This is a genomic window from Acidovorax sp. LjRoot74, assembly GCF_964254355.1.
Taxonomy (GTDB): domain Bacteria; phylum Pseudomonadota; class Gammaproteobacteria; order Burkholderiales; family Burkholderiaceae_C; genus Acidovorax.
On sequence record NZ_CAXUTI020000001.1, the window covers coordinates 5,370,728 to 5,386,811 of the forward strand.

Consider the following 16,084-nt stretch of genomic DNA (forward strand, 5'->3'; position numbering starts at 1 on the left):
CTCACCGCCCACCGCACCACTTCTTCAGCGTGCACCGGGCACCCTCGCAAGGAGCCATCGACATGACCGACACCACCCTGGAATCCCCCCGCGACGCCGCCTGCAGCAGCCAGACCGGCGACACGCCCGCGTCCCACCTGCACCTGCCCATTGCCTCGCGCCGCCCCGCCGAGGTCGTGCGCGAATACGGGCCCTTTGGCAGCGCCAGCGCCGTCCACGGCGTGACGCACGACGGCCAGCGCGTGTGGGCCGCCACGGGCGAGCAACTGGTGGGCTTTGACCCGGCCAGCGGCGCCACCACCCACACGCTGGCGGTGGTGTGCGACGCGGGCACGGCATTCGACGGCACCCACCTCTACCAGATCGCCGAAGCGCGCATCGACAAGATCGACCCGGCCACCGGCCAGGTGCTGGCCACCATCCCCGCACCCGGCGGCGGCAACGACTCAGGCCTGACCTGGGCCGAAGGCAGCCTGTGGGTGGGCCAGTACCGTGACCGCAAGATCCACCAGATCGACCCGGCCACGGGCGCCATCCGCCGCACCATCGAATCCAACCGCTTTGTGACCGGCGTGACCTGGGTGGACGGCGAGCTGTGGCACGGCACCTGGGAGGGCGAGGAAAGCAGCCTGCGCCACATCGACCCCACCAGCGGCGCCGTTCTGCAGCAGTTGGACATGCCCGCAGGCGTGGGTGTGAGCGGGCTCGAATCCGACGGGGCAGGCCTTTTCTACTGCGGCGGTGGCGGCAGCGGCAAGGTGCGCACCGTGCGGCGGCCCGGCGCCCACAGCGCCTGAACCCGCATCACTTGGGTGGGCGGTGCAGCGCGCAGAGCTTGTTGCCGTCCGGGTCGCGCACATAGGCCAGGTAGAGCCGCCCGCCCGGGCCTTCGCGCCAGCCCGGCGGGTCTTCGCAGGTGGTGCCGCCATTCGCCACCCCGGCCGCGTGGAAGGCATCGGCCTGCTCGGGCGACTGCATCGCAAACCCGATGGTGCCGCCATTGGCAAACGTGGCGGCCTCGCCGTTGATGGGCGTGGTGATGCCAAAGGTACCGTGCGGGCCCCGGTAGAAATAGCGGTTCTTGTTGGCCACACCGGGCGGCACATCCAGCGTGCCAAGCAGTGCGTCGTAGAACACCTTCGACACCTCCAGGTCGTTCACGCCGACCATCACATGACTGAACATCGTCTTGTCTCCATAGGGCCCCGGGGGGCTGGTTGATATGCGCTCAAAAGCACGAGCATGTTACTTGTTGGTAGCCCCGCACCCCGTCCCGCCCAGCGCACGCGGCATTCTCCAAAACCCTGCAGCCCTCTTGCCCCATTTTTCAAGCCAAAATGGCCTTCTGCGCGCGACCATCAAGCGCTATTAGCTATTAAAAAAATAGCAAACATCCTCACTCCACAGCGCCCACCGCACAGCCGCCCATGCCCGCCCCTTCCCACGCCCGCCCCGTCCCCCTCGACAAGGCCTACCGCCTGCTCAACCACGGCCCCACCGTGCTGGTGTCGGCCGCGCACGCGGGCCAGCACAACGTGATGGCGGCATCGTGGGCCTGCGCGCTGGACTTTGCGCCGCCCAAGGTCACGGTGGTGCTCGACAAGGCCACACGCACGCGCGAACTGGTGGAGGCCAGCGGGCTCTTTGCCCTGCAGCTGCCCACCGTGCCCCTGGCCGCCCTCACCGTGGCCCTGGGCACCGACAGCGCCAAGACCCAGCCCGACAAGCTCCAGCGCCACGGCGTGGAGCTGTTCGACGCCCCCGGCCACCCCACCCCAACCACGCCGCCGCTGGTGCAAGGCTGCGCCGCCTGGCTCCTGTGCCGCGTGATCCCCGAGCCCCACAACCAGCAGGCCTACGACCTGTTCATCGGCGAAGTGGTGGCAGCCTGGGCGGACGAGCGCGTGTTCCGCGAAGGCCACTGGGAGTTCGACACCGCGCCGGATGAGCTGCGCACGCTGCACTACGTGGCGGGGGGGCAGTTTTATGCGACGGGGGCTTCTGTCACGGTGTGAGCCCGGGTGCAGGGGGCGCATCGCCGTTGCGGCAGGCAGTGCGGGCTCCTGATCACCGCCAGCAGCGATGGGTGTGCAACGCACAGCCGCACGCCTTCCACCGCGCCGCACTGTCTCACTCCCCCTCTGACATCCCCACCTGCTTGAGCTCCGCAAACTTGGCCGCCATCGTCGGGTTGCCGCGGGTCAGCTTCTTGATCGTCAGGTCGTCGGCCTTGTCGTTGGCCAGGCGCAAGTTGTTGGCGGACTTGTGCAGCGCCTCCTTGGTTTTTTCCAGGTCCTTGATTGCTTCGTCAATACGCTTCACGGCTTCTTCAAAGCCCTCGGAGGCCAGGCGCCAGTTGCGCCCAAACGCCGTCTTGAACTCGTCCAGCTGGGTTTCAAACTTGGTGATGTCCACATTCTGCGAGCGCACCAGCGCCAGCTCGGACTTGTACTTCATGGAGTTCAACGCCGCATTGCGCAAGAGCGTAATCAGCGGCACAAAGAACTGCGGCCGCACCACATACATCTTGGGGTAGCGGTGCGACACATCGACGATGCCGCTGTTGTACAGCTCGCTCTCCGGCTCCAGCAGGGACACCAGCACCGCGTACTCGCAGGCCTTCTCGTTGCGGTCCTTGTCCAGCTCTTTCAGGAAGTCTTCGTTGCGCTTCTTGGTGGCCGTCTCGTCGCTCTCGTTCTTCATCTCAAACATGATGGAAACGATCTCGGTGCCGTGCTCGTCCGCTTCGCGAAAAATGTAATCGCCCTTGCTGCCGGTGCGGGCGTCGTTGTCTTTCTCAAAATGCGCGCGCTGAAAGGCTGCCGCACGAATGCGGTTGAACTCAATCTCGCAGTGCTGCTCCAGCGTCTCGCCCACCATCTTGGTCGATAGCCGCGCCTTCATGTCCCGCAGGCGCTCAATCTCGCCTTCGCGGTCGCGCAACTGCAGGGCGAATTGCTCTTTGATGGCTTTCTCTTCCAGCTGGTTTTTGACGGTGATGAGGTTCAGCTCGCTCTTCAAGGCATCGCGCTCTTGGGCGACCACGCCTACGGCTTGGTTCACCGCCTCCGTCACCGCCAATTGCCGCGCCACGTCGCTGGCAGCCAGCTTGGCTTGCAGCGCCTGAATCTCGGTGTCCTTCTTGGCGGCTTCGGTCTGCAGCGCATGGGCCAGCTTGGCCTCGGCCAACTGGGCTGCGGCCTGTTGTGCGCTGCGTGCTTGGGCCAGCTCGTTCGCCAGCGCATCGCGCTCTTGGCTCACCGTGCCCAAGGCCTCGGTCACCGCCAGCTTGCGCGCTACCTCGCCCGCGTCCAGCTGGGCTTTAAGCGCCTGAATCTCGGTATCTTTGGCAGCCGCTGCCTTTTGCAGCGTGTTGGTCACCTCGGCCTTGGCCAGGGCAATCGCGTCGCGCTTTTCCCGTTCGGCCAATTCGAGGCGCTCGTGCAAAGCTTGCTCGAACGCGCCATCGCGCACCTGCTTGAGGATGTCGGCATACCCCGCCTCGTCGATCTTGAAGGCTTTGTTGCAGTGGGGGCAGATGATTTCGTGCATGGCGGATGGGGCTTTTCTTCTGTTGGTTGACTGGTATCGGTTGAAACCTACGCAGCGAATACTTGTTTCATGATGACTTCGAGTTCTGGTGTCGGTATACCGTCTACATCGATCAAGTTGCAAAGTGCAAGCACTTCCTCCCTGGTACTTGCCAAATTACAGAACGATTGCGCTAAAGACGGTTTGTCGGCCCCTTTCACTGTATTGGGGTAGTACTCCTCGATTGCACCCTTCTCAAGAACACATATTCCTTTGGTTCGAAGTGAGGCAAGAAGTCGGCGTTTTTTCAAAACTATGTTTTCTCTGGAAAAATCAGACAGTACCGCAAGGCGGGGGACCGTTCTTTCGAAGACAAAGATTTCATCAAGGATGCGGCATTGCTCAGCAACATCACCCTTAACTCTGGCGGCAACGAGTGATGAGTGAAGTGCCTTGACCCTGTCTCGCTGAAGCTCCTCTTTGAGCAATTTTGGGCTCGGAACAGGCAACAGATTTTCATCTGCAATGATCTCGTCTACATCCGCGAGTAAATCCGCCCGCAATGCCTTCATTTCATGAGTAGGCTCGGTCTTATCGAAGCCCTCCAGTAGTACATCCAAGTCCGACACCAACAATATGCTGATGTTGAATTTCGAGAAAAAATCTAGGTAACGCTTAAAACTTCCCTTCCCATTGATTTTTACCAAGCTGATCGAATTGGCTTTTAAATCCCATTGAGCATTGAGCGTTTTCGCGATGTGCGGAAGTGCAATAAGTTCACTGTCTCCTTCGACCAAAATGACTCGTCGGGAGAAGAAGGCATGGCTACCCGTTTCAAAAGAAATGATCTGAAACTGATCTTTGGTCGGCATGTCATTCAGATCAATGGTTAGGCAGACACTTTGCGGCTTTATCTGATTCGGTATTCGCTGCTTGTAAATCTTGATAAACGTCTTCGTAATAGTCGGCGAGAAGAAAAGTGGCGAATGAGTTGTTACTACGACTTGTTGAGTCTTTGAGATAAGCGAAAGGGCCTCGAACAAGACATTTTGTGCTTGTGGGTGAAGATAGAGCTCCGGCTCCTCGAAGAGAAAGAGAAATCGGTCTTTCGTCGCTTTTAGCTTCTCGTCGGCTTTCTTCCAGTCAGCTTGTTGAGACAACTGAACATAAGTCCGCAGGATACTGAAAGTGATTGCACGTTTAAAGCCATCACCTTTGTTTTCAACTGGCCCCCTCATGCCATCGTCAGCAACAATTGTCGCGTTCGAAAGGATCGACTTCACTTCCGGTGGAGGAATATTGATTTCAATTGAGACATCACGAAATGTTTCCTGCAGATTCCTTTGAATCGTCGCCTCAATTGCTTTCACCCTTTCCATTCGCTCGTCGGAAACCTGACCGTTCTCGCCGGTGATTCGATTCAATTTTTTCTTCAGGGCTTCAAACGTTTCCACAGCGTCTGAAAGATCACTTTCGATAACCTCCAGGAGAATGTGTAAGAGTTTGCCGAATGTTGCACTCTCCTTGGTCTTTAGATCATCGGAAAAGTCCTTTACAGCCGGAATGTATACAGGTTCAGGCAATATTCCTCTAATGCTGTTGTCTATTCCTGTGGGAAGCGCAATATCTGCCAGAACAAGTTTTTCTTCGGGCATTCCGGCGACATATTTTTCAATCAGATCCTTCGCGGCCTTTTGCGTTGTGATTAATTTAGATTCTTCGATCGTGGCGACCTCGGGATAGAAGGCAAGTAGCGCCTCTCCGAGCTCTTTGCCTTTCTTGCCTTTGAAAACCTCTTCAAATTTTTCATCACGATATTTGAGTTCACTCGGTATTTTTGTGATGATCCTCAGCTTTGAAGATCCATCAATCGCATACCGCCGTGCCAAGGTTATCGAGGCGTCAACTACATAAGGCTCAATCTTCTTCTTGTTTTCTTCACCTATCTTCTCAAGCACTTCATCGGTCAGCCCTGAAAACATGCCGGCAATCAGAATCTCCTTTTTGGGATCGAAGTACTCGTGTGACGAAAGCTTTGTGCCGTTGATGAGTAGCAAAACAGATTGCAAGAGAGAGGATTTTCCCGCATTGTTTTCTCCGATAACACAAGAAAAATCATCGAGCTTTGAACTTGCGTTTGCAAGTCCTTTGTAATTCTCAATTGCGATATGTTGAAGTTTCATACATAGAGTCTTTAATTTGGTGAATGCCGTTATGAAAATAAGAACTTGGAGAAGTGGCTGTCTGCACTTTGAGTAATCAATAACTTCTGCGTCGCCCTGGTAGCCGCGACATAAAACACCCGCGCCGCTTCCCTCTCATCCTCCCCCGCCGCTGGCATATGTCCCACCCCGGGAAGCGCCACCACGGGGAACTCCAGGCCCTTGCTCACCTTCATGGTCATCACCTTGATCTTGTTGCTGGTAGGGTCATAGTCGCCCGAGCCCAGCCGGTTCTCCACCGGCAGCTTGCGTTGCGCCAGCGTGCGGGCGCACAGGTCGCGCGTCGTGGTGTCTGCGCACAGCACGGCCATGTCGCCCCAGGCAAAGCCGTCGGCGTGTGCGCCTTGCAGCAGCTCGGCAATCTTGGCGGCCTGTTCGGGCAGGGTGGGCAGGTTAATGATGATGGGCTCGGGGCCGTCGCGGCCGCAGCTCACGGGCTTGACGAGGGGGATGCCGTCGTCGTCACGGTCTTCGGCAGTGAGCAGGTCGCCCGCGATGGCGTTGGCGGTTTGCAAAATCTGCCGCGTGTTGCGGTAGTTGATCTTCAGGATGGTGGTGCGGCCCTGTGCTTGGATACCCACACTTTTGAAGCTGAAGTTCTTTTTGCGGCCCCGGTCGTAAATGCTCTGGGCGTCGTCGTACAGCACCAGCAGGCTGTCGGTGGCAGGGTCCACCATTTGGGTGACGAGCTTGAGCCATTCGGGCGCAAAGTCGTGGCCTTCGTCGATGAGAACGGCCAAGTACTGGCCGGTGGGGATGTGGCCGCGATCCACGCCTGTGATGACGCGCTGGACCATGTCGGCCATTTTTGCATCCACGCTCTGGTTGTCGGCGGGTAGCGATTGCCCGTAGGCCACCAGTTGGGCGCGTGCCCATTTGTGGAAGTGCACGCAGTGCACGCGCTCGCCCAAGCCCTTGGCGGCCATGGTGGCGGCCAGCTTCACGGCCAGGGGCTCGTTGTAGCAGAGCACCAGCACAGGCTTGCCCGCAGACGTGGCACGCGCCAGGTACTCAGCACGGTAGCCCAGGATCATGGTTTTGCCAGAGCCCGCCACGCCGTGGATAACACGGTGGCCGTCGCCCAGGCTGCGGGCCAGTTGCTCTTGCTGCAGGTCCATTACGCGCAGCATGTCGGGCACTTCGGCCTGCATATTGGCCTCGTCGAACAGGATGGCTTGTTCGGGGATGCGCACCTGCGGGAAAAGTATCCAGCGCACGCGGTCAATCTGCGGCAGGGTCAGGGTCTGGTAGCGCTCGTAGGGGAACATCTCCCACAGGCGGCTTTGGAAGGCCTCGGCCTCCACGCTGTCGGTCATTTCGTCACTGCAGATGACGCGGTGGGCTGCAATGGCCTGGCCTAGCTGCGCATCGGTGAACTGTTTGCGGGTGATGTTGGGCAGCACCACGCCGTAGCTCCAGGCAAACACCACCTCGCCCTGGCGGCGGCCATCGGGGTGCACCAGGCGCTTGTCGGCACGCAGCGCGCCGAGCACGGCATGGGCGTAGTTGCGGGCCTGGGCGAAGGGCGACTGGATGTGTTTCGGCGCACCGCTGGCGTTGTCCAGAATGGTCCACTCGTCTTTGGTGGCCTGCACGATGGTGCTCAGGCGGAAGTCCTTGACTTCCAGAATCAGCAAACCCCGGCTGGGGTGCAGCACGATGAAATCAGGATGCAGTTGCTGGGGGCCTACGGGCACGTCGTACCAAAGCAGGTAGTCGTCGTCGAGCTTTTGCTCCAACCGCTCTGCCAGGCGCCGCTCGCCACTTGTCATGCGCGATGTGCATGCGCCCAATGCCGGTATCAATATCGCCATGCCGCCAGTTGCCTCCCTTGCTGGTGTGCCGCCCATGTGTGCATTTGTAAATGCACTGTAGGGGGTGCGAGGGTGGTGCGCAACCTTTGGATGTCAAAGAGCGAAGTCAAAGGCGCGCGGCGAACGCCCTCGCCCCGAGACGGCGCCAAGGCAAGAATTCAAGATGGATCGACCACCGTCACTTGCAAGCAGCGCACTGAGGCACGGGCTAGTCCAGCCCGCTGCGCCTGTCTGCTCCGGCGTGGGGGGCTAGCGCGCAGCATGGGGCGGCCCCGCCGAGCCATCTCCCTCATCTCCCTCATCTCCCTCATCTCCCTCATCTCCCTCATCTCCCTCATCTCCCTCATCTCCCTCATCTCCCTCATCTCCCACATCTCCCACATCTCCCACATCTCCCACATCTCCCACATCTCCCACATCTCCCACATCGCCCACATCGCCCTCACAGCCCGCCGGACGACTGCGACTGCAGCTCCCGGATACGCAAGCCAGCAGGGGTGCGGGCCAGCACCAGCGCGTCTTCGCTGACCACCGTCATGCTGGGCAGGCCGCCTGCCTGCACTGTGGTGCGCTGGGTGTACTGCAGCCGGGCGGTGGTCCACGGAAAGCCGCCGCGTGTGATGCGCACGTTGTCAAACTCGGTCTGCGTGCTGGCCTGCAGCACGGTCAGCGCTGCGGCCGATTGCTTGAGGTAGCCACACATCTCTGCCTTGCCGCCTTCGACCTCCCAGCGCCCGCGCTGGCCCTTGGCGGTCAGCTCGACCTTGAGGTCGTCGGCATAGTCTTCACAGGCCACGCTGTCGCCCTGCATGCTGCGCGCGGCGTGTTGTGTCATCCAGCCCATCACACGCGGCTCGGAAAACGCCAGACGGCCATGTGCATAAAAGCCCCCCAGCAACACCAGGGCGATCAGTACCAGTCGGATCATGAGAGCAAGGGCGCAGGCAAGCGCCACCAAAAAGTGAAGCTGGGCATGCTACCCACCCATGCCTGCGGAGTCAGGGAAATCGGCGCCGAGCTGCAGAAAACAGGGTGGTCTGCAGCGCACAAGCAACAGTGACCGTGGGGCCGCGCACAAGCGACGCCCACCGTGGCATCACGCCGTATGCAGATACCGCCCCGCCAATTCCTTCTGCGCTGCGGCATCCACGCCCAGCACGTCCACCAGGTACGCCTGCAGCCCGCCAAAGTCGTTGTCCACCATGTGCAGCGCAGCGTCCAGAAACTCCTCTTGCACGCGCCACAGCACGGCCAGCACTTCTTCGGGGGCGTGGCTGCCCATGCCGGGCGGGCGCTGGTAGAGCGCGTTGGTGAGCAGGTAGTCGTGCATGACCACGTCGCGCGGCACGCCCAGGGTGAGCAGGATGAGGGCGGCGGCAAAGCCGGTGCGGTCCTTGCCTGCGGTGCAGTGGAACACCATGGGCGCATCGCTGGCCAGCAGCAGGCGGAACAGCTCGGCAAAACGCGGGGCGTTGTCGAGCACAAAACCCCGGTAGGTGTCCTGCATCAGGCCCACGGCGTCTTGCGCGGTGAGCTGGCGGCCGGTGCGCTGCAGCTCCAGCGCGCGCTGCACCACGGTGGGTTCGATGTGCAGGGGGTGGTAGGCCACGCCCGGCAGTGCGTAGGCATGGGCAGCGCTTTCGGCCTGGCCGCGAAAGTCCACTGCGCGGGCCACGCCCAGCTCGGCCAGCAGGGCCTGGTCTTGTGCCGTGAGGCCCGCCAGGTGATCGGAGCGGAAGATGCGCCGCCACTTCACGGGCCGCCCGCCGTGGCCGGTGTAGCCGCCCAGGTCGCGGAAGTTGGTGGCGCCTGCCATGGGCAGGGATCGGGTGGGGGTGGTCTGCATGGTGCGGGCGTGGGCCGGTGGGCGAAGCGCACAGCATAGTCGGGGCGTGCGGCAGGCGCGTGTCGCGCGGGTGGCTGGCAGGCCTGCCAAGACGCTGGTGGATTTGCCACCGCGCCTGGCCCGCTGGTGTGCAAAATCCGGGCATGCAGCGTTTGGTGCCCGTCCCCTCCGATCTAAAACCCTGGCTGATGGCCGCCGTGGTGGTCGATGCCCCGGCGGCACTGGCGCAGTCGCATTTTCCGGCCATGGTGTCGAGCATGCTGGTGGTGCGGCTGGCGGGCCAGGTGGAGTGCCGGGGCGCGCCCGTGCCACCAGCGGCCTGGATGAGCGCCTGCACCACGGCCACGGTTTACACCCACAGCGGGCCGGTGCAGGCCGTGGGGCTGGTGCTGCAGCCCGAGGCCGCAGCAGCGCTGTTTGCCAGTGCACGCGGGCAGGTAAACACGCTGCGGCCGCTGGCCGAGCTGGTGGGCCCGGAGTGGGCGGAGGTGGAACACGCGGTGCGGGCAGCGCCCCGCGATGGCGCGCGGCTGCAGGTGCTGTGCGACTTCATCCGGCAGTGGGTTGCGCCGCCATCCTCTTGCGAAGCCAGGCGGCTACAGGCGCTGGCCCTGCTGCAGGCGGCCAGCGATGGCGCTACCGAGGATGGCCAACGCATGGGCCTGGGCCAGCGGCAGTTTGAACGGCGCTTTGTGGCGCACTGGGGCATGGCGCCCAAGCAGTTCCAGGTGATTGCACGGCTGAACAGCACGCTGGGGAGCGCCCTCGCAGCGCCCGGCGGCCCGGTGGTGGACCTGGCGGTGGACCAGGGCTACTACGACCAGTCGCACATGGCGCGCGATGTGCGCCGGCTGGCGGGCGAGCCGCTGCAGGCCCTGGTGCAGGGCAGCCGCAGCCCCGTCAGCGCCCACTGGCCCCTGCAGGTGGGCGCGCAGGCGCAGCCGGTTCAGCCCGCCGAGCGGGCGGCGTCCATGCGCAAGCGCTGAGCCAGGTACAGCGGCATCACAAACGCAAGGCCGATGCCAAAGCAGGCCGCAATGCACGCCCAGCGCCATGCGCCCAGGCGGCGGTCTGCCGCCACCCAGACCGAGAACGCCACGGCCGCCAGGTACACGTCGAAGGTGATGCCGGTGGTGAGCGCATTCGCGAAAGCGTCGCGCCAGAAAACGTCGGGCATCACACTGCCACCGGCCAGGAAGTACACGGTGTTGAAGTACCAGGGAACGGCCAGGCCCAGGGCGGCCAGCAGCCACAAAAAAACGCGCAGAGATCGAGAAGCAGGGAGGTGTTGCATCGGTGAAAAGCGCCTGTTCGTGCAGAGCGCCGGTGGTGAATCCAGGCCCCGATTGAATGCGCGCCACCCCCTAGCGGGCTAGGAAAAAAACGACATGCCTCTCACGGGCCTGATCGCCTCGGGCGGCCCGTCAACCGCCGCCTACTGCGAGGGCGGCAACGATGTGACGGCGCCATCCACCGGCAGTTCCTGACTGCCCTTGGGGCACGGCTGGTCGGTGTAGGTGGTGCGGCCATCCCGCACACATTTGCGCGGCTGCGGAGCCACGGGCTGGGACGCGCCCGCCTGCGCGGGGCGGGCCTGCGTGGCGGCGGGGCGCTTGTCGAGCGGCAGGGATTCGGGCCCGGGGCGGGTCATCCTTTTCCAGGCCTGCTCGGTCCAGGGCCCGGCCTGGGGCAGCCACTGGTCGGCGGTCCACCAGGCCGCCGCTGCGGCGGCCAGCAGCAGTGCAGCCAGGAGGGACCAGAGTGCTCGTTCGCGGGTGCTGCGCATGGGGTGGGCCTGCAGTGGGGTGGAGGACCACCAAGCTTAAAACATCACAGCGCCCCAGCCCACACGGTCACTGCTGCTTGGCTTGGGCCGCAGGGCGCCCGTAGCGCGCCGTGAGCGTGGCCTTGCCCAGGCTGTGGGCGTTGATCATGTACCCGGCCAGCGCGGCAGTGGCGTCGGCGGGCAGGTCCAGGCGCGGCACCTTGAGTGCGTGCACGGTGAAGATGTAGCGGTGCGGCGCATCGCCCTCGGGCGGGCAGGCGCCGCCCCAGGCGGCCACGCCGTAGTCGATGCGCACATGGCTCGCGCCTGCGGGCAGTTGTGCGCCACCGGCGGCACCCGCGTCGGCGCGCAGCGCGGTCACGCTGGCGGGGATGTTGACCACCGACCAATGCCACCAGCCCGAGCCCGTGGGCGCGTCGGGGTCGTACACGGTGACGGCATAGCTCTGCGTACCAGCAGGTGCGCCGCTCCAGCGCAGGGCGGGCGACTGGTTGTCGCCTGCGCAGCCAAAGCCCTTGAATTCGAAACGCTGAGGCAGCGTGCTGCCTTCGGCAAAGTCGGGGCTGGTGAGGGTGAAAGCCTGAGCCTGGGCGGACAGGGCAAGGCCCAAGGTAGCGACGGCGGACAGAGCGCGGAGAGTGCGCGAGAGGGGTGAAGGCATCAGAAAGGCTCCTTGCGATAGCGGGGTGAAACAAGGCCTTGATGGTGGAGCGCGCCGTGGCATGGCACTGGCCCGGCGGCGTCAAAGGCTGTGCGCGGCGCGTCAGTCAGATGGGCGCTCAATCAGTGCTCCACCCGTTCAGGCTGAGCCTGTCGAAGCCTCGGGCAGCGCTTCGACTGCGCTCAGTGAAGGGTTTGCTTTTTTAGATGCCAGTCGGCACCAGCACCCGCCTCAAGGCCGCAGCTGCGAGGGCGGAAAACCAAAACGCTCGCGGAACGCGGCGCTGAAGCGGCTGTGCGATTCATAGCCGCAACGCGCCGCGATCTCGGACACCTGCAGCGCGGAGCTTTGCAGCAGCACCAGGCCTGTCTCCAGCCGCACATCGCGCAGGCACTGGCTCACCGTTTCGCCCTCTTGCGCCAGGCGGCGCTGCAGGGTGCTGGCGCTGGTGGCAAAGGCGGCGGCGATGCGCTCCACCGTCCAGTCAGCCTGAGGGCTGGGGCCCACGAGGCGGCGCACGCGCTCGGCCCATCCCAGCTCGCCGGGTGGGGCAAACACAATGCCCGCCTCGGCCAGCACCAGCAGCACTTCAAGCGCGCGGTGCTCGCGCAGGGCCTGCGAACTGGTCGCGTTCTCCAGCGCGGCCACAGCGCGCCGGTAGCTGTCTTCAAACGCTGCATCGGCCGCCAGGCCCGCGCAGCCCTGCACCGCAGGCACCGCCGCAAACTGGCCAAACTGGCGGTGGAACTGCCCGACCAGCTCGGGCGCAAAACACAGCAGCCGCGCCACATAGCGGCCCTGGGGTGCCGGGTCGTTGACGATCTCCCACTGCGCGCCACGCGGCAGCACAAACACCCGCCCGCTGGGGTAACGGTGCCCGCCGCCCGGTGTGACGAGGTGTTTGGTGCCAGAGACCACCCAGCCCACCGAATCCATGCGCACCGTGACCGTGTGGACGCGGTGGTGGACCGTGGTGGCGATCTGCAGGGACAGTGCGGGTTCGGCCATCCATTTATTCCTTGCGGCTCACGCCCCTCTGTCAGCCCCGGCTTCGCGCGGGTGCCGGGCAGGTCAGCGCGAACGCTCGCGTGTCACGTTCGCGTCGATGTCGCCAAACACGGTCACGCCGCTCGCCCCCTGGGGCTGCTGCTGGCTGGCCGGGTCGCTGGAGCGTACAGAGCCCGCCGTGCTGGTGCAGCCCCCCAGCGCACCGGCAAGCGCCAGAACCACCAGCGCGGTGCGCCAGCGGCCTTTTGCGCACGATGCCGTGGGTGCCGGGCCGAGCGCCTGCATCATTCGCCGCCCAGGTGGTTGCCCAGGATGCCCGCCAGCTCGAACATGCCTGCGCTGTCCTTGCCGAACACGGCGCGCAGCTTGTCGTCGGCGACGATGGTGCGCTTGTCCTTGGGGTCTTGCAGGTTGTGGGTCTTGATGTATTCCCACATCTTCTTCACGGCCTCGGGGCGGGCCACGGGTTCGTTGCCAATCACGGCGGCCAGGGCGGCGCTGGGGGCCTTGCCTGCGGCGGCCTTGCGCGGGGCTTTGGCTGCGGTGGTTTTGGCAGCGGCCTTCTTTGCAGGGGCTTTTTTGGCTGCTGCGCCTGCCTTGCTTGCCTTGGCCGCTACTGTTTTTGCAGCAGCGCCCGGGCGTGGAGGGAACTTGGATGGCGCAAATTCAAAGTTGACCTTGCCCGCTTCCTTGTCCCACGCCAGGTGAGCCTTGAAGTTGCGGCGCGTGCGCATGCTCACAAACTTGTCGAGCAGGTCGGTCTTGCCTGTTTCGAGCAGCTTGGTCATCTGCTCGCGCTCCACGGGCTGCTGCAGGATGATCTTGCCACTCTTGAAGGTGCAGCTGGGCGTGGGCTGCGCGGTGGTGGGCACGGCCTTGCTGCACACGTAGTTGCTGCCGTGCTCGTGCACTTCCGATCCGCAGATGGGGCAGGCGCCGAGTGCGGCGTCTTCAAACTCCACAATCTCGCCGGACTCTTCGCCCTTCTTGTCGTCGCCAAAGTCGAATTCGAGCTTGTAGTTATGCGCCTCGTCGTCGTACTTGATGACGATCTCGGACGTGAAGGGCCAGCCTGCCTTGGAGCGGAAGCCTTCCAGCGGGCCGATCTTCTTGTCGCGCAGCAGGGCGTTGGCCTCAGCCGTCTCGAAGGTGCGGCCAGCGGGCGACTTGCCGAAGCTGAATCCGCAAGGCTCCGCGCCTGGCTTGCCCACGCAGGCAAAGCGGCGGTAGTTCTCTTTCACCACACCGCCGCAGTTGGGGCAGGGCGATTCGAGCGTGGCGTAGTCTCCGGGGATGGTGTCGCGGTCGTATTCCTTGGCCTTTTTCACCATGCGCTCGGTCATGGCGGCAATCTCGGCCATGAAGGCTTCGCGGCTGAGCTGACCCTTCTCCATTTGCGAGAGCTTGTACTCCCACTCGCCGGTCAGGTCGGCGCGGCAGAGTTCTTCCACCTCCAGCCCGCGCAGCAGCGTCATGAGCTGGAAGGCCTTGGCCGTGGGGATGATTTCGCGGCCTTCGCGCAGCATGTACTTTTCAGTCAGCAGGCCTTCGATGATGGCGGCGCGGGTGGCTGGCGTGCCCAGGCCCTTTTCCTGCATGGCTTCGCGCAGCTCATCGTCGTCGATCTGCTTGCCCGCGCTTTCCATGGCGCCCAGCAGCGTCGCTTCGGAATAGCGGGCGGGCGGCTTGGTCTTGAGGCCCTTGGGGTCCACCTGCAGGGTGTTGACCATTTCGCCGGGCTTCACAGGCACCAGGTTCTGGCCCTTGTCGCCGTCCTTGCCGCCTTCGACTTCGTCGGCCGCTTCCTTGCCGTAGATGGCCAGCCAGCCAGGTTTGACCAGCACCTTGCCTTCGGTCTTGAAGCTGTGGGGTGCCACGGTGCTGATGCGCGTGGTGACGGTGTATTCGGCGCTCGGGAAGAACACGGCCATGAAGCGGCGCACGACCAGGTCGTACAGCTTCTGCTCGGCCTCACTCAGGCCGCTGGGTGCCTGCAGCGTGGGGATGATCGCAAAGTGATCGCTCACCTTGCTGTTGTCGAAGATGCGCTTGGACGGGCGCACGTAGTTGTTGTTGAGCGCCGTGAGCGCGTGCGGCGCCAGGTGGCGCATGCCGCTGTCAGCCAGCATCTCGAAGGTCTGCTTGGCGACGGGCAAATAGTCTTCGGGCAGCGCGCGCGAGTCGGTACGCGGGTAGGTCAGGGCCTTGTGGCGCTCGTACAGACTTTGCGCCAGGGCCAGCGTGGTTTTGGCGCTAAAGCCGAACTTGCCGTTGGCCTCGCGCTGCAGGCTGGTCAGGTCGAACAGCAGGGGCGACGCCTGGGTGGTGGGCTTGCTTTCTTCGGTGACCGTGGCCTGCTTGCCGCGCACGGCATTGGCAATGGCCTGGGCTTCTGCGGCCGACCACACACGGTCGGCCTTGGCTTCGGCATCCTCGCCTTTCTTCCACTTGGGGTCGAACCACTTGGCGGGGTACTCACCCGCCTGGGCGCCGAAGGTGGCGTGGATTTCCCAGTAGTCGCGGCTCACGAACTTGCGGATTTTTTCTTCGCGCTCCACCACCAGCGACAGCGTGGGCGTCTGCACCCGGCCCACGGTGGTCAGGAAGAACCCGCCGTCGCGCGAATTGAAGGCCGTCATGGCGCGGGTGCCGTTGATGCCGACCAGCCAGTCGGCCTCGGAGCGGCTGCGTGCGGCGCTGGCCAGGCCCGCCATCTGCTGTTCGGTGCGCAAGGCACCAAAGCCGTCGCGGATGGCCTGGGGCGTCATGGACTGCAGCCACAGGCGCTTGACGGGCTTGCCCAGGGGCTTGGCGCCACCGGCGTACTGCTCGATCAGGCGGAAGATCAGTTCACCCTCGCGGCCCGCGTCGCAGGCGTTGATGAGTTCGGTCACGTCCTTGCGCTTGGCCTGCTTGACTACCGCGTTCAGCCGCGTCTTGGTCTTGTCCACGGGCTTCAAGTCAAAGAACGGCGGAATCACGGGCAGGTGGGCAAAGCTCCACTTGCCGCGCTTGACGTCGAACTGCTCGGGGGCCTGGATCTCCACCAGGTGGCCCACGGCGCTGGTGACCACATAGCGGTCGTTCTCGAAATGGTCTTCGTGCTTGTCGAACTTGCCCGCCACGGGCGTGAGGGCGCGCACGATGTCTTGTGCCACCGAGGGTTTTTCTGCAATTACCAGGGTCTTGGTCATGTTGGGGCTCTCGCCAGTCATT

At 63.5% G+C, this 16,084-nt stretch carries 15 protein-coding genes; 3 read left to right on the top strand and 12 right to left on the bottom strand.

The features are described from left to right. Positions 1-62 precede the first annotated feature (62 nt). The gene (locus ACSQ3O_RS25530) at positions 63-797 is read left to right on the top strand and encodes a Vgb family protein (RefSeq protein ID WP_436140897.1); all 735 of its coding nucleotides are present in this window, start codon (positions 63-65) and stop codon (positions 795-797) included. 7 nt (positions 798-804) lie between these two features. Here the strand turns inward: ACSQ3O_RS25530 and ACSQ3O_RS25535 are convergent, their stop codons facing one another. After that, a complete protein-coding gene (locus ACSQ3O_RS25535) occupies positions 805-1,185 on the bottom strand; it encodes a VOC family protein (protein ID WP_137749296.1) in 381 nt (126 codons plus the stop codon). Between the two features lie 242 nt (positions 1,186-1,427). Between ACSQ3O_RS25535 and ACSQ3O_RS25540 the strand changes: the two genes are divergently transcribed. Then, the gene (locus ACSQ3O_RS25540; protein ID WP_436140898.1) at positions 1,428-2,015 is read left to right on the top strand and encodes a flavin reductase family protein; all 588 of its coding nucleotides are present in this window, start codon (positions 1,428-1,430) and stop codon (positions 2,013-2,015) included. Between the two features lie 115 nt (positions 2,016-2,130). On the opposite strand, the gene ACSQ3O_RS25545 is transcribed toward ACSQ3O_RS25540, so the two are convergent. From ACSQ3O_RS25545 to ACSQ3O_RS25565, 5 genes are all read right to left on the bottom strand, one after another. Beyond that, complete coding sequence (locus ACSQ3O_RS25545; protein ID WP_137749298.1) at positions 2,131-3,552, bottom strand: DUF2130 domain-containing protein; 1,422 nt, start codon at positions 3,550-3,552, stop codon at positions 2,131-2,133. Positions 3,553-3,599: 47 nt separating this feature from the next. After that, on the bottom strand, positions 3,600-5,714 hold the full coding sequence (locus tag ACSQ3O_RS25550) for an ATP-dependent nuclease (RefSeq protein ID WP_436140899.1): 2,115 nt from the start codon (positions 5,712-5,714) through the stop codon (positions 3,600-3,602). A 29-nt stretch (positions 5,715-5,743) separates the two neighbouring features. Beyond that, a complete protein-coding gene (locus ACSQ3O_RS25555; protein ID WP_171012384.1) occupies positions 5,744-7,567 on the bottom strand; it encodes a DEAD/DEAH box helicase in 1,824 nt (607 codons plus the stop codon). Positions 7,568-8,009: 442 nt separating this feature from the next. After that, a complete protein-coding gene (locus ACSQ3O_RS25560) occupies positions 8,010-8,495 on the bottom strand; it encodes a hypothetical protein (protein WP_436140900.1) in 486 nt (161 codons plus the stop codon). Positions 8,496-8,663: 168 nt separating this feature from the next. Further along, entirely contained in the window at positions 8,664-9,413 is a 750-nt protein-coding gene (locus ACSQ3O_RS25565) for a tyrosine-protein phosphatase (RefSeq protein ID WP_436140901.1), read from the bottom strand. A 155-nt stretch (positions 9,414-9,568) separates the two neighbouring features. On the opposite strand from ACSQ3O_RS25565, the gene ACSQ3O_RS25570 reads away from it, so the two are divergent. Beyond that, positions 9,569-10,399 carry a helix-turn-helix domain-containing protein gene (locus tag ACSQ3O_RS25570; protein ID WP_436140902.1) on the top strand — a complete coding sequence of 277 codons (831 nt, stop codon included), beginning with the start codon at positions 9,569-9,571 and terminating at the stop codon, positions 10,397-10,399. Here ACSQ3O_RS25570 and ACSQ3O_RS25575 read toward each other — a convergent pair. The 6 genes from ACSQ3O_RS25575 to ACSQ3O_RS25600 all read right to left on the bottom strand — a co-directional run bounded on the left by ACSQ3O_RS25575 (position 10,360) and on the right by ACSQ3O_RS25600 (position 16,062). Beyond that, positions 10,360-10,707, bottom strand: a complete 348-nt coding sequence (locus ACSQ3O_RS25575) for a DUF2834 domain-containing protein (protein ID WP_298455282.1) — start codon at positions 10,705-10,707, stop codon at positions 10,360-10,362. The two genes, ACSQ3O_RS25570 and ACSQ3O_RS25575, sit on opposite strands and share 40 nt — an antisense overlap. A 141-nt stretch (positions 10,708-10,848) precedes the next feature. Further along, a complete protein-coding gene (locus tag ACSQ3O_RS25580) occupies positions 10,849-11,199 on the bottom strand; it encodes a DUF4124 domain-containing protein (RefSeq protein WP_137749305.1) in 351 nt (116 codons plus the stop codon). A 67-nt stretch (positions 11,200-11,266) separates the two neighbouring features. After that, on the bottom strand, positions 11,267-11,860 hold the full coding sequence (locus ACSQ3O_RS25585; RefSeq protein WP_436140903.1) for a YbhB/YbcL family Raf kinase inhibitor-like protein: 594 nt from the start codon (positions 11,858-11,860) through the stop codon (positions 11,267-11,269). A gap of 231 nt (positions 11,861-12,091) precedes the next feature. Next, positions 12,092-12,868 carry a helix-turn-helix transcriptional regulator gene (locus ACSQ3O_RS25590; protein WP_137749307.1) on the bottom strand — a complete coding sequence of 259 codons (777 nt, stop codon included), beginning with the start codon at positions 12,866-12,868 and terminating at the stop codon, positions 12,092-12,094. A 63-nt stretch (positions 12,869-12,931) separates the two neighbouring features. Further along, positions 12,932-13,156, bottom strand: coding sequence for a hypothetical protein (locus ACSQ3O_RS25595; RefSeq protein WP_436140904.1), 225 nt, complete (start codon positions 13,154-13,156; stop codon positions 12,932-12,934). Further along, positions 13,153-16,062 (bottom strand): DNA topoisomerase III, encoded by a 2,910-nt coding sequence (locus ACSQ3O_RS25600; protein ID WP_436140905.1) that lies wholly within the window; start codon positions 16,060-16,062, stop codon positions 13,153-13,155. The genes ACSQ3O_RS25595 and ACSQ3O_RS25600 overlap by 4 nt, the downstream gene beginning before the upstream one ends. Positions 16,063-16,084: the final 22 nt, after the last annotated feature.